Here is a 20898-nt window from a genome sequence, read left to right on the forward strand (position 1 = left end):
AGTAATTGATGCTCTTTAAAATTAACGTCTCTATAGTCTGGTCGAGTCACCGTTCGATCTCGAATAAATTTCCACATTTCTTGTTGTTTCATTGCATTACTAATAGCCGTCATGATGTTAATAAATAAATCGTTATGAGATGCCTTCGCAATCCCATTATGCAATTGCTCATCTGTTTCTGGTACATATACGCCAGCCTTGGTTTCTTCCTCCATCTTTTTGATGGTCGAACGAAGATCCTCTATGTCCTCATCAGTCGCTCTTTGAGCTGCAAATTTTACAATAATAGGCTCTATATTCATCCTTGTTTCAACAATATCTTCTGGAGAAACGGCTTCTAGTATGATAGCTGCATTTTGAATTTCAGTCGCTGGTTGATTATTTTTAACATAAACCCCTTCACCCTGGCGGGAATAAATATAACCATTCAACTCTAATGCACTGAGAGCCTGTCTAATAGGAGCACGGCTTACACCAAACTGTTCACAAAGCTCTCTTTCAGCAGGGAGTTTATCGCCTATTTTGAACGAACCAGATTGAATTTCTGAAAGAATTTGGTTATAAATTTGGATATATAATTTATTACTGGAAACTGGATTAAATTTCATATGAACCACTTCTTTCAATAGTTATTTACTCATTTTTAATACGATCGATTTAAATCTAAACGTCATAATTATATCGATTTCTTTTGTTTAGAGCAACAGATAGATTCAATTAGCCGAAGAGCTGATCTTTTATGTGATATTAAACAATATGGTACGAGTAACCCTAGCTGGCATGCCGATATAGAAAAAAGGAAGTGACCCGATGCTTATTTTCATTTATTCGTGGACTAGATTGTTATGTTGATCAAATAACGCTATTTCAGCCGGAAAAGATTGTTTTACATCACTCGGCAGTTTTTAATATGTTAAAAACGCTTCTTCTTTAGAAACATTTGAGGTAAAACTAAATTCTTCATACATTAATTTGGCTGTTATCTGCTCAATATGTAAATCGGGATTTTTTCCAACTAGAAGACCGTAATTCCCATGCTTCGTTTTAATTACCTGATAAGACACACTATTTCCCCCGTGTCCAGAAACCTCAATCTTATATTTCCCGTTTCATCCTTTAAGAAAATGTGCGTAACCAATATGTTCATTTTCCATTTCGAATAACACGATATAAGAGCTTGTCTGATCTAATTGGGTCATGTCGATAACATTAAGGTTAATTTCTCCCTCAGTTCCTCTCGTTTCCCATTTTGCTAGATTTGATTGAATGGATGCTCTTTCGTCTTCAATATGATACTGATTAAAATAATAGACAGTGTATCCAATACAAATAACCACTATAAACAAAATAGAGTATATTCCTTTTTTCCTCAAATAATCTCATCCTCCGTTTTTATAAGGAAGTACCTATTTCTATATTAACATAAAGTACCATAAAACCTTGTGGGAGGTATGATAAAAATAAGCTGAGAAGTTCGACTTGATTTATTGTCTTGTCATTAATAAGTTGGCCTCTTTTGATGTTGTGCGTAACAATCGAATCTGTTAAACAATGAGTTCCTTCTTTTATTTTGAAAATTGTCAAAGATTGTCGCTATTTTCGCTAAGAATCCAGTTATAATGATAGTATAAATTGTTACATAATGGAGTTGGTAGGATGTTTACGTCATCTGTAGGAATATTACGATTTGTAGGAATAGTTGAGGGGATTTCTTATTTAGTCCTTCTCGCGATTGCGATGCCATTGAAGTATTTACTTGATTTTTCCATGGCAGTCACAATTGTTGGTGGTTTGCATGGTGTCCTATTTGTGTTATTTGCCGTCATGGTAGTGATTGTAAAGTTTAAAAAGCGATGGTCCATTTTATGGGGAATTTGGGCTTTGTTCTTATCGATTATCCCGTTTGGAACGTTTTATTTAGATAAACAATTGAAAACGAAAGAGTAAATGTAAAAAAGCTGACTTTATCATCAGCTTTTTTTACATGGGTATCTAATGATTTAAGGGCTAATGCTTTTTTTAAAGAGTCAGCTCCTTTTCCAAACTAATCATTGCTTATTTCCACTTTTGTTAAGATGTTTTGCGTTGTTTCTTCATTATAGTAATACTCGATATAGATCTGTTCATTTGTTTTTAGTTGCTCAAACAATGGAAATTGTTCTTCATTGATTTGAATAGCGATTGGCTTATGGTCGATGATTACTTCAATTGAATGTGGGTCCATCAAGCCAATATAGGTTGCCTTGATAGAGATGATATTTTGTTCCTTCGCTATAACTTCATTCGTCATTTTAGCCGAACCATCTAAATCGGAAGAAACTCCACACCCTGTTAATGAAAAAAGTACTATTGTAAATAGGAAAAAAACGATTCTCATAAGAATAGACCTCCGATCGGAATTATTTGTTCATAGTATATATATAGATAAAATATGGCTCGTATACATAGGAAAAATATGCTTGCATTTTTTCCATATCTCTGTAAAATTAGAAAATAGGATATACCTAATTATTCGAGGTAGGTGAAAAGATGTTTAATCGTGAACTCATAAAAGGGAGTACTTCCTTAATTTTGCTACAGCTTTTGAATGAAAAGGATATGTACGGATATCAATTGGTGAAGGAAATGGAAAAAAGAAGCGGCAATACGTTAGAGGTGAAAGAAGGTACGCTGTATCCGGCTCTACATAAGCTAGAGAAGATGGGGTATGTTGAAACGTATTGGCAGGAACAACAGAAAGGACCTGCTCGAAAGTATTACAAAATTAAAGAAGAAGGCAAAGTCATCTTAACCGAGAAGACAAAAGAGTGGAGTAAGTTTGTTTCAATGATGAATGGGATAATTGGGAGAGATCGTTATGATTCGATCTAAAGAGCGTTTTTTACAAGATCTTGAACAGTCGTTACCAAGTTCCGTTAACAAGACAGAGGTGATAAAGGAATATAACTTACATATTGAAGAAAAACTGTTTGATCAGCCCCATCTCAAGATTGAGGATGTGTTAGAGCAAATAGGTGACCCGGTTGAAATTGCAAAGCAATATGAGGACTCGCTCCTAATTGCCAAAGGCTTCGTAAGTAGAAACTTTGTCTTTTGTAATTTTATGTTCTTTTTCATCGGAGGCTTGCTTACCGTTTGCTACCATATATTTGAAGACTCGCTTTTTTCTGACGCGTGGGGATTGCTTGCACAAATTCCATTAACGATTGTTATCGTTTATACCATGTTTTGGATGGTGTTAGGATTTGAAATAGGCAGGGAATATGGACTGCTAGGGAAAGAGTTATTTTCGAAAACAGTGTTCATTAGCTTAATTCCCAATGTTTTACTCATGATGATGACGCTCTTTCACTTTATTCCAGTACAATGGTTTCAGCCGATTTTAACACCAGCTTTTATTATGCTTTGTGTCATCATGACATGTTTAATCTATCCGATTAGCAAATTGTTTTATTATATTGGGGTTTATCGCTCTGTGTGAATTGATGTTTATATGTATGGTTTACGAAGAAGCTGGCCCAAATTTTAGCACGTAGTAGGTGTGAGTATATTGGGAATACTTCTGTTTTTTTACACATATACATAGAATTTCTATGTATATGTGCGCTTTCCATTTGTCCGTCATTCTTTGATTGTAGATTCAACCTGTTTATTTTTTTATTAACTACATAGAATTTCTATGTAAAAAAGGAGCTTGATTTTATATGGAGGGAACTTGGAAAAACATCCTTATTTGTTTTATAGGTGGAATCCTCTTTCATTACTTATTTTATGGAAAAGGCATTGGGATTTCGTACCCGCTTTATGTGATGTATCTGTATCTAATTTTTTATATAAAGGTACCGTCAAAAGGAAAAAAGCAAACGGTATTTGATCTTTTGCTCTTTCTTTCAGCATGTTTATTAGCTGCAAGTTTTACGTTATCTAGCCATATTATTTTACTATTGTTAAACTTTGCTATTGTCCCAATTCTACTGTTTATCCATATGGTTCATTCGAGACGATGGGAAATGGAGAAGTGGAGCAATCGTTTGTTTATAAAATCGATGTTTCTGACATTTTTTGAAACGGTTCAACAATTTTTTAAGCTGCTTCATTTCGGAGAGCAAATTGGAAAAGGTGTCATGCACGAAAAAAATTACCAAATAGCGAAAAAAATCGCCATTGGCTTTGTTTTATCAATCCCATTGTTATGGACGATCCTTTATTTGCTCATGTCTTCAGATCAACAATTTAAAAGCTTATTAAATTTATTCCCGACTTGGTTGCAGCAGGCGAATATCGGTAGCATTCTTTTTCAAGCTTTTATTATAGGATTTATTACGCTGTGGCTCTTTGCTTATTTTATAACTCTAGCTAAGCCATTGGTAATGAACCAAGATCCAATCGAGTCACAAGCGGTAAAAATGGATGTCGTGATTGTAAGCACAATCCTCTCAATGCTAAATATCGTTTATTTCTTGTATACAGCCGTGCAATTTTCTTATTTCTTTTCCGGTGATCCTTCAAGTGGTTCATTAGGCTATACATATGCTGAGTATGCTAGACGCGGTTTTACGGAGCTTACCATTGTGTCATTAATCAATCTTGGTCTCTTATTCTTGTTTACACATGGTAGTCATTTTCAAAAGGTGATGCTTCCAAAAGTAATGAAACTATTATTGAGTGTACTCGTCATTTTTACGTTTGTGATGTTATCTTCAGCCTATTACAGACTTTCCTTGTATGAACAGGCATATGGCTATACGTATTCGCGCGTGTATGCTCATGCCTTTATGATTCTCTTATGTTTTATGCTTATATTAGCAATGTTCAAAGTAGTAAAGGAGAGGTTTAAGCTATTAAGAGCGATGTTCATTGTCACATTAGTAGCTTATGTGACATTAAATTATCTAAATATTGATCAACTGATTGTTAGTCAAAATATGAATCGCTATGAGGCAACAGGGAAGCTAGATGTAAACTATCTATCGACGTTATCATATGATGCGATTCCTGCATTGCTTGAGCAGGATCATGAGAAATTTCATAAGTTTCTTAAGGGAAAAGTAGTCGAAGTGAATCAAGGACCAAAAGAATGGCAATCATTCAATTTTTCGAAAGCTAAGGCTAAGCGCTTGTTAAATGAGTGGAAAGAAAGTGAATAAAGATGGAAAAATGACCTCTGATGAAGTTGATTTGATCTATTAATGGCTCGTCAAAAGAATAAGAATGAGGGGGCGAATTTCCCCCTTTATCTTCATTTGTGAAAATAATCACAAATAAGTGTTGTATCTTTCTGAACGATAACATATAATAAAACCATATTAAATGTGAAGTTCTTCACAAAAAATGTGAAATATTTCACAATAACTTCTAGGAGGAATACACAAATGAAAATTGCCGTTATTGGATGTACACATGCTGGGACTGCAGCTATTTCTAATATGATAAAACTATACCCAGATGCGAAGATAAATGTTTATGAAAAGAATGATAATATCTCATTTTTATCTTGTGGAATTGCTTTACATGTTAGTGGCATCGTCAAGGATCCAAATGGTTTATTTTACGCTACTCCTGAGGAATTAACTGAACTCGGTGTCAACATGTTCATTAAACATGAAGTAATGGATATAGATATTGAAAAGAAAACACTCGTTGCACGAAATCTTGTCACAAACGAAACAATTCAAGATACATTTGATAAATTAGTCATTACGACAGGTTCATGGCCAGTTATCCCGAAAATTGAAGGAATCGATCTGGAGAATGTGCTTCTATGTAAAAACTTTCACCATGCAGAGACGATCATTGAAAAAGCAAAGGAAGCGAAGAATATTGTTGTCGTAGGTGCAGGTTACATTGGGATCGAGCTAGTAGAGGCATTTGAAATGAGTGGCAAAAATGTTACCTTGATTGATGGAGAACAACGTGTATTGAGCAAATATTTAGATGAGGATTTTACAGATATTCTTGAAGAAGATTTTCAAAAACGCGATATCCATCTAGCATTAGGTGAAACGGTCACTCGTTTTGTTGGCACAGATAAAAAAGTAACAGCAGTTCAAACGACGAACGGAACATATGAAGCAGATCTTGTCATTTTATGCATCGGTTTTCAGCCGAATACGCAACTGTTTAAAGGCCAGATTGAAATGCTAGATAACGGAGCAATCAAAGTGGATGATTATATGAGAACGAGCAATAAGGATGTATTTGCAGCAGGTGATAGCTGTGCAATCCATTACAATCCAACTGGAGAGCATGCTTATATTCCACTTGCAACAAATGCTGTTCGAATGGGAACCTTGGTTGCTAAAAACCTAATGGAACCGACAATTAGATATATGGGAACACAAGGAACATCAGGTCTTCGACTTTTTGACCAAAATATTGCAACAACAGGCTTAACAGAAATGATGGCACTTCGTATGGGGATGAATGTGAAAAGTATCACAATATTAGAGCATGATCGCCCAGAGTTCATGCCAACCTATGAAAATATTATGCTCAAGGTTGTATATGAGGAAAACACAAAACGAATCGTCGGGGCTCAAATAATGTCTAAGGTAGATGTCACACAATCAATCAATACTCTATCTGTATGTATTCAAAATCAGATGACGACTGATGAGCTTGGCTTTGTAGATTTCTTTTTCCAACCACATTACAATAAGCCTTGGAACTTCCTAAATCAAGCTGGTTTACAAGCAATCTAATTGAATTTGCGAGGCTAACTTTACTATTTGAGTTAGCCTCTTAGTGTGTATTGCTTTAAAATTATCTGAAAAACACATACAATAAAAGCGATATCATTTTTCGGAGGTGGATGGGGATGCAGTATCGTATTGAGAAGGACACAATGGGTGAGATTCAAGTTCCAGCTGACAAGTATTGGGGAGCTCAGACACAACGTAGTAAGCAAAACTTTAAAATCGGTGGAGAGAAGATGCCGAATGAGGTGATCATTGGTTTTGCTATTTTAAAGCAAAGTGCTGCAAAAGTAAACGCTTCACTCCGCAAACTACATAATGATAAAGCACAAGCAATTGTAGAAGCGTGTGATGAAATCATTGCAGGGAAATTAACTGATCATTTTCCACTTGTAGTCTGGCAAACTGGAAGTGGAACTCAGAGCAATATGAATGTAAACGAGGTTATTGCGAGAAGAGGAAATGAATTACTAAATGAAAGCGGAATAAAGGCTACCATTCATCCGAATGATGACGTAAATATGAGCCAAAGCTCAAATGATACATTTCCAACAGCGATGCATGTTGCTGGCGTGTTAGCCGTGAAAAATAGGCTGTTACCAGCAATTGATCAGCTTTCTGCAACACTGGATGGTAAAGTGAAGCAGTTTGAGGATGTTGTCAAAATTGGACGTACTCATCTGCAGGATGCGACTCCTATAACATTAGGACAAGAGATTAGTGGCTGGACACATATGCTTCATCAAACAAAGGAAATGATTTTACAAGCTACTAGCTATATGGGGAATTTAGCGATTGGTGGGACAGCTGTTGGTACAGGGATCAATGCCCATCCGGAGTTTGGAAATCGGGTTGCGAAAGAAATCAGCGACTATACAAAGATAGATTTCCATTCGTCTGTTAATAAATTTCACGCCTTAACAAGCCATGATGAAACAGTTTATGCACATGGTGCTTTAAAGGCGTTGGCAGCAAATCTGATGAAAATTGCCAATGATGTTCGCTGGCTTGCAAGTGGACCAAGAAGCGGAATTGGCGAAATCACCATTCCAGAAAATGAACCAGGTAGTTCAATTATGCCAGGAAAAGTGAATCCTACCCAAAGTGAAGCATTAACGATGGTTGCAGCTCAAGTAATGGGAAATGATGCTACAATTGGTTTCGCTGCAAGCCAAGGTAACTTTGAATTAAACGTCTTTAAGCCAGTTATTATTTACAATTTCTTACAGTCTGTACAGCTTTTGTCGGACGCAATTATTTCTTTCAATGATAACTGTGCAGTCGGGATTGAAGCAAATATTCCGGTTATTAACCGTTATGTAAATGACTCATTAATGCTCGTTACAGCTTTAAACCCGTATATTGGGTATGAGAATGCAGCAAAGATTGCAAAGTTAGCTCATAAAGAAGGGTTAACATTAAAAGAAGCAGCCCTTCAATTGGAACTGTTAACAGAAGAACAGTTTAATCAATATGTAAAGCCCGAAGAAATGATTCATCCGAAAGCATAACGAATAACTAGTTTATAGATGCAAAAGCAGTGAGATTCTATTGATGAATCCACTGCTTTTTTTAGTTTAGGAACTTATCAATTGGTTGTCTTGTGTCTGGGGTGAGCTTTTGTTCTTGGAAGATGAACTTTAGAAGTGGATGTAGAAGTTTGCTGAATGATAGATAAATCCAAAAAATTGATAGATTTTCAATCAAAGTCGGCTTGGCCCCCTTATTTTAGACACATACTCTCATTATCTCGGCCATTTGTAGTTTTTCAATTTTTTATATTTCCTCTGCACCTATGCACTTTATAGGTGCAGAGGGAAAAAGTAGTAGGCTATAAATTAATAACCATCTCTTTTTGATTCCCTATCTCTTTAAATTTATGATTGAATTCCTTAGGAGACAGATACTTCAGGCTTCCGTGATATCTTCGATTATTATAAAAATCGATAAATTCATCAATTCGATAATATGCCTCATCAAAACATTCAAATAAGTGTTGCTGATAACACTCCCTTTCAATGATACTGTGAAAGGACTCGATATAAGCATTTAGATTAGGAGATTTAGGCGGGATTCTCTCATGATAGATTCGATGATGGTGACAAAATTCTCCAAACGCACGACTGAGAAATTGCGGCCCATTATCTGTCCTTATGATAATCCCAGATTGTTCTTCATCTATAGGAAAATGAACCTGTCTCCTTATCAAAGCCTCTTGAAGCATCCCAATAATGTCTGTAGCCTGACATGTTGAGCCATGATAATGACCTACGATATATCGATCAAACACATCAATGGCACTAGCGAGAAAAAAGAAACGTCCACTTTCTACAATTGACCCATATTTAATGTCCACTTGCCATAATTGATTGGGCTCTGTGATGGCATGTTGTTTAGCTAGTCTCTTTGGATACGGAGAGCTCCCCCTCCGTTTAGGTAAAAGAATATCTAACTTATCACATAATCGATAAACCTTTTTAGGGCTTATGATAAGGCGATGCTGAACCCTTAAATAATTCGTTAATTTCCGATATCCGTATACACTTTCCTCTCCCTCTACAGCCTCCATTAAGAACTCTTCAATTTGTTCATCAGGAACTCGTTTTCCAGATTGATTGACTGAAAAACCTGGAGTGGGGCGTCCCCTTTTAGAAGCATCAGTAGCTTTCATTTCAGTACTTTGATGGTAGTAATACAACGACCTATGCACCTCCAAAATCTCTAACGTCTTCTTTATAGAAAACCCTTCTTCTATCCAAAGTTTTGCTTCCTCTAGTTTTTCATCTATCGTTATTTCCCTTTTTTTAAAAGGTTTTTCAACATGGCAACCTCTAGCTCTTTTTCTCCCAGTAGCTTCATCGCTTGTTCATACTTGTCCATTAATTCATCTTTTGTAGGATTTTCAGACAAGGTGGTCGTCTCTGTATCCTCCATTTGATCACGGATCTCATCTCCATACTCATTCATCCAAGCTCTTAAAGTACCTCGTGCTATACCTGCCTTACGCGCGATAGAAGAGTAGTTGCCTGTTTCTAGGGCCATACGAACGTATTTCTTTTTTACATCTTCTATAGCTTCTACTTTTTTTCTTGTCATCTAATTTGTCCCCCCTCCCACGTAAAACAACTTAGTTTTATTGTACTTTTTTAACTGAGTTGGTGTCCAAATGATTAAGGGGGCTAAAAAGAAGTCGATAGATTATCATCTGATATTAAGGAAATCTCCATATTTTTAATGATTTGCTATTAACTATTTTTTAGTTCAGTCGATGAAATAAGTAGACAAAAGTGTTAACTAAAGAAAGTGGGAAAAAGATATTGAAACATCTATTTACGTTTAAAAGTATAAAAGGAAGAATAGCAGCAGGATTTATTTTAGTCATTGTATGTGTAATTGGTCTTTCTACATATAATCATTTTTCATTAAGTAAAATAAATGATAATACGAAGGAAATTGTCGATACAAGCTTTCATACTTTACTTTTTGGCGAAAAATTAGCCTTTACGATGGCTCTAGGACAGTCATCAGCCCGTGCTTATTTATTAATGGAAGATAAACAGTATAAAGAAAGCTTTGAAGCACAGTTTGAGCGCAACAAACAATTAAGAGAAGAAGCGATTAGCTTTGGTGTTTCAGATGATGCTATTGCGATCATGGATCAATCATTGCACTGGTTTGAATATGTTAATAACAGGGTGCTAACAGTGTATGATCAAGGAGATCGAGAAGGAGCTATTCTTTTACTTAAACAACAGGAGTCATTTGCTGCAGAGAATCTAGCGGCATATGAACAAAGTATTCGAAATCGAGAAAACTCAATGAGAACGGATAGCGAGACAATTATTGCACTTGGGAATTCAATTGCAACTGTATCGCTCATTACATCGGTGTTAGTGATAATTTTTGCTGTGGGATCTGCATTACTAACTTCCCGAGCGGTTATAAGACCAATAAAAGTCGTCATGTCAAGAATGGAAGAAATGGCATCGGGTGATTTAAGTCAGGAACCAATTATGACGAATTCACAAGATGAAGTGGGACAACTTGTTGAATCGACAAACAAAATGACTGAAAAGGTTCGAGAGCTATTACAACAAATTAATCACGTTTCTGAATCTGTATCAACACAAAGCGAAGAATTAACTCAATCGGCAATTGAAGTAAAAGAGGGTTCAATTCAAGTTGCAACGACAATGCAGGAAATGGCGATAGGGGCAGAAGCACAAGCAAGTCATACATCTGACTTGTCAGCAACTATGATGGAATTCACTGAGAAAATTCAAGGGCTTAATCAAAGTGGTGAACAAATTCAACAAGCATCCAATCATGTTGTCTCGTTGACTCAGACAGGTAATGATTTAATGGAAGATTCCTCAGCACAAATGGCTAAAATTGATCAAATTGTTCAAGGATCTGTCGTAAAAGTGAAAGAATTAAATGAGCAATCAAAGGAAATTTCTACTCTCGTTGAAATGATTAGGGCAATTGCAGCACAAACAAATCTTTTAGCTTTAAATGCGGCGATTGAGGCTGCACGTGCAGGAGAGCATGGTAGAGGATTCGCTGTTGTCGCTGATGAAGTGCGAAAACTGGCTGAGCAAGTTGAGGTGTCAGTTACTGAAATAACTGGTATTGTACAAAAAATTCAAACAGAGACGAATAATGTTACAGAGTCCTTAGAAACAGGCTACCATGAAGTAGAGCTAGGTACGAGTAAAATAGAAGCTTCTCGCGAAACATATCATGGTATCAATCAAGCATTGAACCAAATGGTAAATAGTATGCAACAAGTTCAAGGGACATTAACAACGATTGTAGATGACACAAAGGATATGAATGCAAAAGTCATGGAAATCGCTGCGATATCAGAGGAATCAGCAGCAGGAGTTGAACAAACATCTGCTTCATCACAGCAAACGAGCAGCTCAATGGAAGAAGTGGCAAAAAGCTCAGAGGGCTTGTCTAGACTTTCTGAACGAATGAATGATTTAGTAAAACAATTTAAGTTGTAGGACAATAAAAGGGAGAACTCTGTTTTTAGTTCTCCCTTTATGTAAAGCCTAATCAAAACGGATTAAGTGAACTTTTCATGTGGTAAAGGAACTTTTGTATAAAAAGCTACCCCATTGTCCTCATTTACGGCCCATACTTCTGAATCGTGTAAATTAGCGATTCGTTTTACAATACTTAACCCTAATCCGAACTCACCCTTATGGCCTTTATGAAAAGGTTCAAATAACCGATCTTTAATTTCCTCAGCAATTGGTGATCCATCATTCCATAAGCGTAATAATAATGTTTCATCTGTTTTAGTGATGGATACGGAAATCACCTTATTGGCATATCGTAACGAATTCTCAAAAATGTTTTCTAAAAGCTTTTCCCATTGTTCTGCATCACCTAAAATGACCGCTTCTTCTAACTGGACCTTCCAGTTAAGGGTAGGTTGTGCCCACTTAATTCGCTCGACCTCATCAATAATCAGGAGATCAAGACGGAATGTCGTTTTAACTGGCTTTCGTGTTGATAAGAAATCAAGCTTTGTTAAATAAAGAAGATCCTTGATTTTTTTCTCAAGCTTTTCTGATTCCTCTTCAATCACATCCATTGTACTTGTTAGATCTCCTTTTGGAAAAATGCCATCATTTACTGATTTGGCATAGCCGCGTATCACCATGACAGGTGTCTTTAAGTCATGGGAGATGTTTTGCAGCAACGTTTGCTGTGCCTCATCTTTTTTAACAAGGTGTTGTCGCATTTTTTCGATTGTATGACCTAACTTCCCAATCTCATCGTTTCGATCTACTTCAACTGGCTCATGCCATTCTTGTTCAGAAAAATTCTTCACATGTTTTTCAAGTTTAACAAGTGGCTTAGATAAGTATCTTGCTAACCAAATGGATGGAATCCAGCTAAAGATAAACACAATAAACATCACAATCATCAATTGGCGAAAAAGTGTATAGACAAGGTCATTGCGATACGAATCCCAAGAATAGGAGAGGAGATAGCTTTGCTCCCCATTAATCGTTAATTTTCGAATAACATAAAAAAGTGTTTGATTTTTAAGGTTGTTTTCATATCGTACAACCGCTTTCGATTGATTTGCTGCCAATTCCTGTGTGCGCTTAATAAATTCAATTGGAAGTTCATCTGAATAGTAGAAAAAAGACCTGTGAATCGGTAAGACCATATGTGAAACAGTGCGATCTCGTGGTGCTAAATCTCCGAATTCAGGTGTATTACTGCCAGGGCTTCCATATTCGGTTAGAATAAGCTGTTCATTTTCAATTGTTTTATAGATTTCCATCGTGAAGAATCCCCGTAATGTTGTCGGAAAAAGAATAACTAATAATAAAGATATGGCTAATAGAATTCCCGAGAAAACAAGCCATATTTGAAAAGCTAAGGGTTTATTTTTCATCCCTTTAACATCCTATATCCTAACCCATAAATCGTTTCTACCTTAAGATCAGGCATCTTTTTCCGTAATCGTCGCACAAGATCATCGACGACTCGATCAGTCCCAAAATAATCAGATCCCCATAAATTCGTTAAGATTTGTTCACGAGAAAATGCTTGTCCTTGATTATGGAGAAAAAGCTGTAATAAATCAAACTCCTTTGAAGTTAGATTTAAATCATTTCCATGTAAATAAGCGATTCTAACTTGTTCGTCAATATGGTAAGGCGGAAGAGCAATAAGTGTACTTGCTTCTTCAGAATATGTCCGTGACAATAGTCTTTCTGCCCTGATCACAAGCTCCCTTGGTAAAAATGGCTTCGAAATATAATCATCACTCCCAAGTTCTAACCCTAATACTCGATCAATATCGGCATCTCTTGCAGATATGAAAATGACGGGTATATCTGGTGTAGTAGCTTTAATTTCTCTAATTAATTGATAGCCATCAATATCTGGAAGCATAATATCTAAAATCCATAGATGAGGCGGTTCGTTAATGAGCGTTTTTGCTTTTTCGCCAGTTAAACAAGAAGTGACTGTCCAGCCTTCGTTTTTCAAATACATTGTCAGTAATTCGTTTAAATTTTGTTCATCTTCCACTAAATAAACCGTGTAATTCATGTGTTCACTACCTTTCCAGGCTATTATACATCGTATGTATGAGCATGATCTTCCTTTTCACAATTTCCCATAATTCTCTCATTATTATCCCAAACTCCTTTTGTATAGTTATAATATGAAAAGCGGAAGCGGCTAAGCGCTGGAGCAAATCACCAAAACAAAATCAAAAAAGTAGACTTTCATAATCATTGAAAATAGAAAGAAGGGATTCCGAAAATGAGAGGTATTATTTTTACAGGAGTTTCATTATTAGTTATTCTAATTGTAATAGGCGGATATGTTAGCACACAAGGAGCATAAGATCATTTGTTTAAATAATATTCAGGAGGCAAACAAATAATGGGATATTATGACGATTCAGAAATAAAACGAGAGAAAATAAAACCACGAAGAAATTTACTTCCACTTTTTACATCAATAGTCAGTGGGATGGTAGGTGGTGCATTAGTATTAGGAATTACAACTTTTACTGATCAACAAGATCAATTAAATCCTACTACTAACAATCGCGCTGAAACAGCGATACAAAATGAGGATTCAACCCCTGTTTCAACACAGAACTTGTCGAATAATACAAATTCAATTGCAGACATTGTTGATAGTCTATCACCAGCAATTGTCGGTATTATAAATATGCAAACACAAACAAATGGTGATATATTTAGAAACTTTTCTGAAAGTGAAAGTGAAAGTGTGAAAAGTGGGACAGGTTCAGGTGTTATTTTCAAAAAAGAAGGTGATGCAGGTTACGTGATCACGAACAACCACGTGATTGAGGGGGCAGAGTCAATCGAAGTAACTCTTTTTAACGGTGAAAAAGTTGATGCTGAACTAGTTGGTACAGATGCGCTAACCGATATTGCTGTCCTTAAAATCGATGCTAAGCATGTAACCGTTGTTGCAGATATCGGTGATTCTTCTGCCCTTCGAACAGGTGAAGAGGTTATTGCAATCGGTAATCCACTTGGAGAAGAGTTTACAAGAACAGTAACGCAAGGAATCATAAGCGGTCTTGACCGGACAATTGATGTGACAACATCTGAAGGAGACTGGGCCCTAAATGTCATTCAAACAGATGCCGCGATTAATCCCGGTAATAGCGGTGGACCACTTATCAATATGCAAGGTGAAGTAATTGGAATTAATAGTTTAAAAATAAGTGAAAGTGGTGTGGAAGGATTAGGCTTTGCTATTCCGAGTAACGAGGTGATGCCTATTGCGGATAATTTAATGAAAAATGGAAAAGTTCAGCGACCATTTATCGGTGTAGGCCTCGTTGAAATGAGCCAAATCCCAGCATATTATTTACACGAGAATATGAAGCTCCCTGAAAATGTGAAAGAAGGAGTAATTGTTGGGAATGTTCAACAAGGCTCACCAGCTGACGAAGCTGGTTTGCAACAACAAGATGTTATTGTCTCAATGGATGAAACAGCGGTAACAAGTGCAAATGAATTGAGACATTATCTTTACACCGAAACGGAAATTGGAGAAGAAGTACAACTAACGCTCTACCGCGCAGGTAAGGAAATGACGGTCACTATTAAGCTGTCAAACCGTGATGCGACAAATGCTTAAAATATAGTGATGAAAGAATAACCGTTACTCGATTATATAGATAAGGCTGACCTAGATATAATTCAGATCTACTGTAGATTTGGATATACACATATGGTCGGCTTTTTTCTATAAAAGAGGAAACGCTCGTATATTCGTAATCACATTTGGGAATGTTTAATTCGAAGGAGTGATAACGATGAAAAGAGATAGGGACCAAATTGATACAGACAAAATTGCACCTGGAATGGATGATGATCAAGAATTAAATCAACGTGCATCAGAAGAGGAAATTTCAGAGGGGAATCGACGAAGGTTATGACTTTATCGTTTGATGAGGTTGATCCATCATAGTTTTATGGTGCGTAGTGTTCGATCATGTAGCAAATAATAAAAGGATTAAAACTTTATAGGAGTGATGATTAGTGGAGAAAAAGTCTAAGTTAGAGAGTAATCAAATTGCTGGAAAAGAATATGAAGTAGAAGATTACAAGAGTCAAGATGAGTTATCGTCTGGTTTAGCTACTACTCATGAACAAGCATCTGATGGTTATATGGAAGGGTCAATTGAGACTGAAGACTCAACCGCGAATAAGGAATAAGTAAATAGTAATTTTGAGTAATAAATTACATATCTCAGCTTCTGGTTGAACATGCCTGTTAACATTATTAATGTTTAGGTGTTCAACCTCTTTATAGTATTGGATAAGAAAATGAAACTTGTAAAAGCAATAATTATTCCATTGACAACTAACATTGCTTTTCTTATAATAAATTCGAAATTGAATAATAAAATCTTAATTAGATCGTGGATTTTTCTAGAGGTTACTCTATTTTCGCCACACAACTGTCAAAGGACAGTTGTGTGGCTTTTTTTTATATAAAAAAGAAGGGGTATTTTTGAAAAATTTGCATTATGCATTAATTGTTTTTTTAGGTGGATGCTGTTATGGAGTATTATCAACATTTGTCAAACTCGCTTACTCAGCAGGTTTTTCAGCACCAGAGGTAACAGGAGGACAATACTTTTTCGGAACAGTGCTGATTTGGATCGTTTTCCTATTTTCAAAAAAGAGGAAATTAACTTTTAAACAGATTTTCATACTGCTCTTATCCGGAATTCCGCTTGGCTTAACAGGTTTGTTTTATTATCAGTCACTGAAAACACTTGATGCTTCATTAGCAATCATTTTTTTATTTCAATTTGTCTGGATTGGTACAATTTTCGAGTGGATATTTCATAAGAAAAAGCCTTCCAAAGAAAAGCTTGTTTCTATAGCCATTCTTTTAATTGGATCAGGTTTAGCTGCAAATATCGTTTCACAAGAGGGAACCGTTCTCTCGTGGCAAGGAACAATTTGGGGATTGCTTGCTTCTCTAATGTTTACTACTTTCATTTTTCTGAGCGGTTCCGTTGAGAAAGATACTCCCCCGGTGTTAAAAAGTGCTCTTCTTTCCACCGGTGCTTTAATAGTTGTCTTTGCATTGTATCCGCCAACTTTCCTATTTGACTTTTCTGTTTTATCGGGCCTGGGGCCATATGGGCTGTTTCTTGGTTTATTTGGAGTTGCTCTTCCACCACTTTTATTTTCAATTGGAATGCCGCATGTTGGACCAGGGCTTGGCACCATATTAACTGCTTCCGAACTTCCGGTAGCTGTTACCATGTCTTCAATCGTTTTGTCGGAATATGTAAGCTGGTCTCAATGGATTGGGGTATTGCTTATATTAGGAGGAATATTAAGTGGGAATATCAAGTACAAAAAAGGGAAGGTCGATTCTGTTGCTGAGCAAAAGGAGGCCCTTTGAATAGGGTTGTTACAAACGATCTACCGTACCAAACTTGCCATCGGGCTTGTCAGCGATGATGGTGTAGAGACGTTCAATCATATCGGACAGGATACCGTACAACTTCGAAATATACCTGTCAAATAGACACAGGAAATAATAATAGTAAATAAGTAAAACTGTTGATAATAAAAGGACCACACATATTAGTCATATTTAAAATGTATGGTCTTTTTTAATATCTTATTGAACGAACGCTCCCCTTAATTCAACAATAACTCTTGATTCGCTTTTCATTGATTCAGTTTATATATTTCACGGGCCATTGATTCTAGAATATAAAGAACGGGTACTTGTGTCGTTATATTAGCGTTTTCAAACCACTCCTCAGTTACATAATATGGAATGTTTACCTCGGAGATTTTTGCAATGGTTGAGTGTTTATTGTTTGTAATACTAATAATTTTGCTTCCTTCTTGTTTAAGTTGATTAAGATGAGTGACGGTAAAATTATTTTCTCCTGAGACGGATAAAGCAATTGTTGCGCTATTATGACGGAAGTTGGCGTGAATTGGAAAGTAGGGGTCTTTAATATACATCGAGAATTTACCTAAGCTTGAGAAATATCTTGCTCCATATTCAGCGAGAATACCTGAGCTTCCTATTCCGATAAAAATGACATTATCTGCTTTGGTAATTAGACTTGCAGCCTTCTTAATCTTTTCCTCCATATCTCCTTTTAATGTTCGCTCAAAAAATTCCATTACGGAATGGTGGGGACCTTTTAAAATAGTCTTTTTATTTTCTCCTAAATGCATTTTAAGCTTTACTTTAAATTCTGAAAAACCTTCGCAATTTATTTTTCTGCAAAAACGTAAAATCGTAGCTGTTGACACATGGGTTTCATCTGCCAGTTCACGGATTCTCATATAAGCGACTTTCTCACTGTTTTGACAAATATAGTTGTATAAAGAAGTTTCTAACTCATTGAATGAAGCGATTATGTCGTGTGTAAACATTTATATTCTCCCTCTATAAGAAATCATCTATCTTAACCCCTTTAGCTTGATTTTAACACAACTACTTAATAAGATACATGCTGTTACATTTGTGTAACAAATGACTACCTTTGTTATTAAAAACTAGATGCTCTCAACTTATTTACCCTCTTACTAAATGCAGATACAATTTATTCATAAGTTCTTCTATTTTCTTTAAAAAGGAAGTTGAAAAGAGGTACTTTACATTAAAATCTTTTCGATAGGATTATTCAAACCGCAACCAACTATTTGGTTGTTAAATTATCCGGAGGTGTATAGAGTATGACAAAGGGTATTAAAATTGCAACGATTGGTGGGGGATCTAGTTATACCCCTGAATTAGTAGAAGGATTCATAAAGCGCTATCATGAATTACCAGTTAGCGAGTTATGGTTAGTCGATATTGAAGCAGGAAAAGAAAAGTTAGAAATCGTCGGAAACCTTGCGAAAAGAATGATTGAAAAAGCAGGTCTTCCAATCGAGGTTCATTTAACATTTGATAGAAGAGAAGCTTTAAAGGATGCCGATTTTGTTACGACTCAATTTCGTGTAGGATTACTAGATGCTCGTGCAAAAGATGAAAGAATTCCATTAAAATATGGTGTTCTTGGTCAGGAGACAAATGGGCCAGGTGGTTTATTTAAAGGATTACGTACAATCCCAGTTATTTTAGATATCTGTAAAGACATGGAGGAGTTATGTCCGAACGCATGGTTAATCAACTTTACGAATCCTGCTGGTATGGTAACAGAAGCCGTGCTACGCTACTCCAACATCAAAAAAGTCGTAGGATTGTGTAATGTGCCGATCGGAATGGAAATGGGGATTGCCAAATTATTAGATGTAGACCATTCTCGCATCCGTATTGATTTTGCAGGACTAAATCATATGGTTTATGGGCTAGATGTTTATGTAGATGGCGAAAGTGTAAAAGATAAAGTGATTGATTTATTAACAGATCCAAATAATAGTAGTTTTGTTAAAAATATTGAGGGCTTAGGTTGGGAGCCAGAGTTCATTAAAGCGCTTAATGTCCTAACTTGTCCATATCATATGTATTATTACAAAACGAAAGACATGATCGAAAAGGATGCTGAAAGTGCTAAATCAGAAGGCACTCGTGCCGAAGTAGTTCAAAGATTAGAAAAAGAATTATTTGAACTTTATAAAGATCCAAATTTAGCGATAAAACCACCTCAATTAGAAAAACGCGGTGGAGCGTACTACTCTGATGCAGCGGTTCGTTTAATTACTTCTATCTATACAGACAAAGGTGATATTCAGCCAGTTAATACAAGAAATAATGGTGCTATTGCAGGCATTCCAGATGATTCAGCAGTAGAAGTTAGTTGTATTATTACAAAAGATGGTCCTAAACCAATGACAATTGGAGAACTGCCTGTACAAGTTCAAGGACTAGTCCAACAAATCAAGTCATTTGAAAGAATTTCAGCAGAAGCTGCCGTGACTGGTGATTACAATAAAGCTATTCTTGCCTTAACAATTAATCCGCTAACTCCTTCTGATACGATCGCGAAAGAAATAGTAGATGAGATGTTAGAGGCGCATAAAGAGCATTTACCACAGTTTTTCCAAAAAGTAGAGGTGTAAAAGGATGAATTGTTCTAGTGTTTATGGCACTAGAACAATGTGCCAATTGCTATCGCTTGAAAGGGTAACGGAAAGTAATCGTTAATCATATAAATCGCTTTGTATTCACTCGACTCTAGATTTTTCTTTTTAAGAAGAAGCTGTCGCATTTGAAACATTGTAGAAGAACAAAGGAGAATGCCAATGAGTTGTCCATATAAATGACACTCTAGGTGTTCTCTTTTACTATTTTTACATTCATCAATTTCAAAGAACGACTCCCACGTTTTAAACAAAATTTTATTCGAAAATTAGAAATGCAGGAGGAAATTATATGATTAAATTAGTGTTAACTGATATGGATGGAACGTTCTTGAATAATAGCGGTGATTTTAACAAGGAATTGTACAAAGATGTAAAAAAGATAATGCAAGAAAAAGGTGTTGTTTTTGCTCCTGTTACTGGGAAGCAATGTGAACGTGTAGAAGAGCTATTTGGTGATGATTCAGAAGATTTATGGATTTTAGGTGATAGTGCAACTCGAATCAAGCATAATGGAGAATTTGTTTATGAATCTCTGCTAAGTAATAAATTAGGATTGGAAATGATCCGTTTACTTGAGGACATAAGCTTGGAACATACCATTATTGGGTGTACAAGAAATGGTGCAGTAATAAAAGATAACATCCCCAAAGAGGAAGCAGCTATTGTCAGAAGGTCCTATGCGCAAGTGAGACAAGTATCTGATTTTAATGAAATAACAGAGGATTTTGTTAAAATCACTATTCACGACCCATTGTTAAGATGTATGGAAACGAGAGAAAAACTATTTCCATTTTTTGAGTCAGCTTATATTGTTGCCTCTGAAGCAGCTTGGATTGACATTGCAAATGCTAATGTTCATAAGGGTACGACCGTTGAACACTTACAGCGTATATTGAATGTTACGCCTGAAGAAACAATGGCATTCGGAGATGGCTACAATGATTTAGAGCTCATGGCTCGCGCAACATATAGCTTTGCTGTCCGAAATGCCGTTCAAGAATTAAAAGATGCTGCGAATTTTATTGCCCGATCGAATGAAGAAGATGCTGTCATGAAAACAATCATTCAAATGTTATCTTTACAGTAAAATAAGAAAT

Annotated in this window: 22 protein-coding genes and 1 pseudogene; 13 read left to right on the forward strand and 10 right to left on the reverse strand. The window is 36.1% G+C overall.

The genetic code is table 11. From position 1 onward, the window contains the following. The 3 genes from K9V48_RS08200 to K9V48_RS08210 form a co-directional block, all read right to left on the reverse strand. Window positions 1-608 (reverse strand): FadR/GntR family transcriptional regulator (locus K9V48_RS08200; protein ID WP_263432762.1); only part of this gene is annotated, 608 nt, incomplete at its 3' end. A 297-nt stretch (window positions 609-905) separates the two neighbouring features. Further along, on the reverse strand, window positions 906-1064 hold the full coding sequence (locus tag K9V48_RS08205; RefSeq protein ID WP_224138267.1) for a hypothetical protein: 159 nt from the start codon (window positions 1062-1064) through the stop codon (window positions 906-908). Between the two features lie 45 nt (window positions 1065-1109). Further along, window positions 1110-1373: a hypothetical protein gene (locus tag K9V48_RS08210; RefSeq protein WP_224138268.1), complete on the reverse strand. Its 264-nt coding sequence runs from the start codon at window positions 1371-1373 to the stop codon at window positions 1110-1112. A gap of 283 nt (window positions 1374-1656) precedes the next feature. Here K9V48_RS08210 and K9V48_RS08215 point away from each other — a divergent pair, with 283 nt between their 5' ends. Next, entirely contained in the window at window positions 1657-1947 is a 291-nt protein-coding gene (locus K9V48_RS08215) for a DUF3817 domain-containing protein (protein ID WP_224138269.1), read from the forward strand. Between the two features lie 97 nt (window positions 1948-2044). On the opposite strand, the gene K9V48_RS08220 is transcribed toward K9V48_RS08215, so the two are convergent. After that, window positions 2045-2377, reverse strand: coding sequence for a LytA/YqiH family protein (locus K9V48_RS08220; RefSeq protein WP_224138271.1), 333 nt, complete (start codon window positions 2375-2377; stop codon window positions 2045-2047). A 152-nt stretch (window positions 2378-2529) separates the two neighbouring features. On the opposite strand from K9V48_RS08220, the gene K9V48_RS08225 reads away from it, so the two are divergent. From K9V48_RS08225 to fumC, 5 genes are all read left to right on the forward strand, one after another. Further along, the gene (locus tag K9V48_RS08225) at window positions 2530-2871 is read left to right on the forward strand and encodes a PadR family transcriptional regulator (RefSeq protein WP_111616679.1); all 342 of its coding nucleotides are present in this window, start codon (window positions 2530-2532) and stop codon (window positions 2869-2871) included. Beyond that, window positions 2858-3481 carry an HAAS signaling domain-containing protein gene (locus K9V48_RS08230; RefSeq protein ID WP_224138273.1) on the forward strand — a complete coding sequence of 208 codons (624 nt, stop codon included), beginning with the start codon at window positions 2858-2860 and terminating at the stop codon, window positions 3479-3481. The genes K9V48_RS08225 and K9V48_RS08230 overlap by 14 nt, the downstream gene beginning before the upstream one ends. A 223-nt stretch (window positions 3482-3704) precedes the next feature. Beyond that, entirely contained in the window at window positions 3705-5147 is a 1443-nt protein-coding gene (locus K9V48_RS08235) for a DUF4153 domain-containing protein (RefSeq protein WP_224138275.1), read from the forward strand. Window positions 5148-5372: 225 nt separating this feature from the next. Next, window positions 5373-6701: an FAD-dependent oxidoreductase gene (locus K9V48_RS08240; RefSeq protein ID WP_224138277.1), complete on the forward strand. Its 1329-nt coding sequence runs from the start codon at window positions 5373-5375 to the stop codon at window positions 6699-6701. Between the two features lie 116 nt (window positions 6702-6817). Further along, the gene (fumC, locus tag K9V48_RS08245; protein WP_224138279.1) at window positions 6818-8206 is read left to right on the forward strand and encodes a class II fumarate hydratase; all 1389 of its coding nucleotides are present in this window, start codon (window positions 6818-6820) and stop codon (window positions 8204-8206) included. Window positions 8207-8526: 320 nt separating this feature from the next. Here fumC and K9V48_RS08250 read toward each other — a convergent pair whose 3' ends face one another. Both K9V48_RS08250 and K9V48_RS08255 read right to left on the reverse strand, forming a co-directional pair. Continuing rightward, window positions 8527-9489 (reverse strand): IS3 family transposase, encoded by a 963-nt coding sequence (locus K9V48_RS08250; RefSeq protein ID WP_308012530.1) that lies wholly within the window; start codon window positions 9487-9489, stop codon window positions 8527-8529. Continuing rightward, on the reverse strand, window positions 9486-9791 hold the full coding sequence (locus tag K9V48_RS08255; RefSeq protein ID WP_224138280.1) for a helix-turn-helix domain-containing protein: 306 nt from the start codon (window positions 9789-9791) through the stop codon (window positions 9486-9488). Before K9V48_RS08255 ends, K9V48_RS08250 begins: the two co-directional genes overlap by 4 nt. 221 nt (window positions 9792-10012) lie before the next feature. Here K9V48_RS08255 and K9V48_RS08260 point away from each other — a divergent pair, with 221 nt between their 5' ends. Then, the gene (locus K9V48_RS08260) at window positions 10013-11707 is read left to right on the forward strand and encodes a methyl-accepting chemotaxis protein (protein WP_224138281.1); all 1695 of its coding nucleotides are present in this window, start codon (window positions 10013-10015) and stop codon (window positions 11705-11707) included. 62 nt (window positions 11708-11769) lie between these two features. Here the strand turns inward: K9V48_RS08260 and K9V48_RS08265 are convergent, their stop codons facing one another. Together K9V48_RS08265 and K9V48_RS08270 are read right to left on the reverse strand one after the other, a co-directional pair. Then, a complete protein-coding gene (locus K9V48_RS08265) occupies window positions 11770-13119 on the reverse strand; it encodes a sensor histidine kinase (RefSeq protein WP_224138282.1) in 1350 nt (449 codons plus the stop codon). Continuing rightward, window positions 13116-13781 (reverse strand): response regulator transcription factor, encoded by a 666-nt coding sequence (locus K9V48_RS08270; protein ID WP_224138284.1) that lies wholly within the window; start codon window positions 13779-13781, stop codon window positions 13116-13118. The genes K9V48_RS08265 and K9V48_RS08270 overlap by 4 nt, the downstream gene beginning before the upstream one ends. A 339-nt stretch (window positions 13782-14120) precedes the next feature. Between K9V48_RS08270 and K9V48_RS08275 the strand changes: the two genes are divergently transcribed. From K9V48_RS08275 to K9V48_RS08285, 4 genes are all read left to right on the forward strand, one after another. Then, the gene (locus tag K9V48_RS08275; RefSeq protein WP_224138286.1) at window positions 14121-15359 is read left to right on the forward strand and encodes a S1C family serine protease; all 1239 of its coding nucleotides are present in this window, start codon (window positions 14121-14123) and stop codon (window positions 15357-15359) included. A gap of 178 nt (window positions 15360-15537) precedes the next feature. Next, window positions 15538-15660 carry a hypothetical protein gene (locus tag K9V48_RS29025; protein ID WP_263432772.1) on the forward strand — a complete coding sequence of 41 codons (123 nt, stop codon included), beginning with the start codon at window positions 15538-15540 and terminating at the stop codon, window positions 15658-15660. A 103-nt stretch (window positions 15661-15763) separates the two neighbouring features. Further along, window positions 15764-15940, forward strand: a complete 177-nt coding sequence (locus tag K9V48_RS08280) for a YozQ family protein (protein WP_224138288.1) — start codon at window positions 15764-15766, stop codon at window positions 15938-15940. A 298-nt stretch (window positions 15941-16238) separates the two neighbouring features. Continuing rightward, window positions 16239-17147 (forward strand): EamA family transporter, encoded by a 909-nt coding sequence (locus K9V48_RS08285; RefSeq protein ID WP_224138289.1) that lies wholly within the window; start codon window positions 16239-16241, stop codon window positions 17145-17147. A gap of 272 nt (window positions 17148-17419) precedes the next feature. On the opposite strand, the gene K9V48_RS08290 is transcribed toward K9V48_RS08285, so the two are convergent. Continuing rightward, window positions 17420-18145 carry a MurR/RpiR family transcriptional regulator gene (locus K9V48_RS08290; protein ID WP_224138291.1) on the reverse strand — a complete coding sequence of 242 codons (726 nt, stop codon included), beginning with the start codon at window positions 18143-18145 and terminating at the stop codon, window positions 17420-17422. 303 nt (window positions 18146-18448) lie between these two features. Here K9V48_RS08290 and K9V48_RS08295 point away from each other — a divergent pair, with 303 nt between their 5' ends. Then, a complete protein-coding gene (locus tag K9V48_RS08295) occupies window positions 18449-19777 on the forward strand; it encodes a 6-phospho-beta-glucosidase (protein ID WP_224138292.1) in 1329 nt (442 codons plus the stop codon). 38 nt (window positions 19778-19815) lie between these two features. On the opposite strand, the pseudogene K9V48_RS08300 reads toward K9V48_RS08295, so the two are convergent. Then, window positions 19816-20058: pseudogene (locus tag K9V48_RS08300) on the reverse strand (IS4 family transposase); the annotation flags it as partial. A gap of 32 nt (window positions 20059-20090) precedes the next feature. On the opposite strand from K9V48_RS08300, the gene K9V48_RS08305 reads away from it, so the two are divergent. Continuing rightward, window positions 20091-20888, forward strand: a complete 798-nt coding sequence (locus K9V48_RS08305) for an HAD family hydrolase (RefSeq protein ID WP_224138294.1) — start codon at window positions 20091-20093, stop codon at window positions 20886-20888. The last annotated feature ends 10 nt before the right edge of the window (window positions 20889-20898 follow it).

It is taken from the genome of Metabacillus rhizolycopersici (assembly GCF_020075705.1).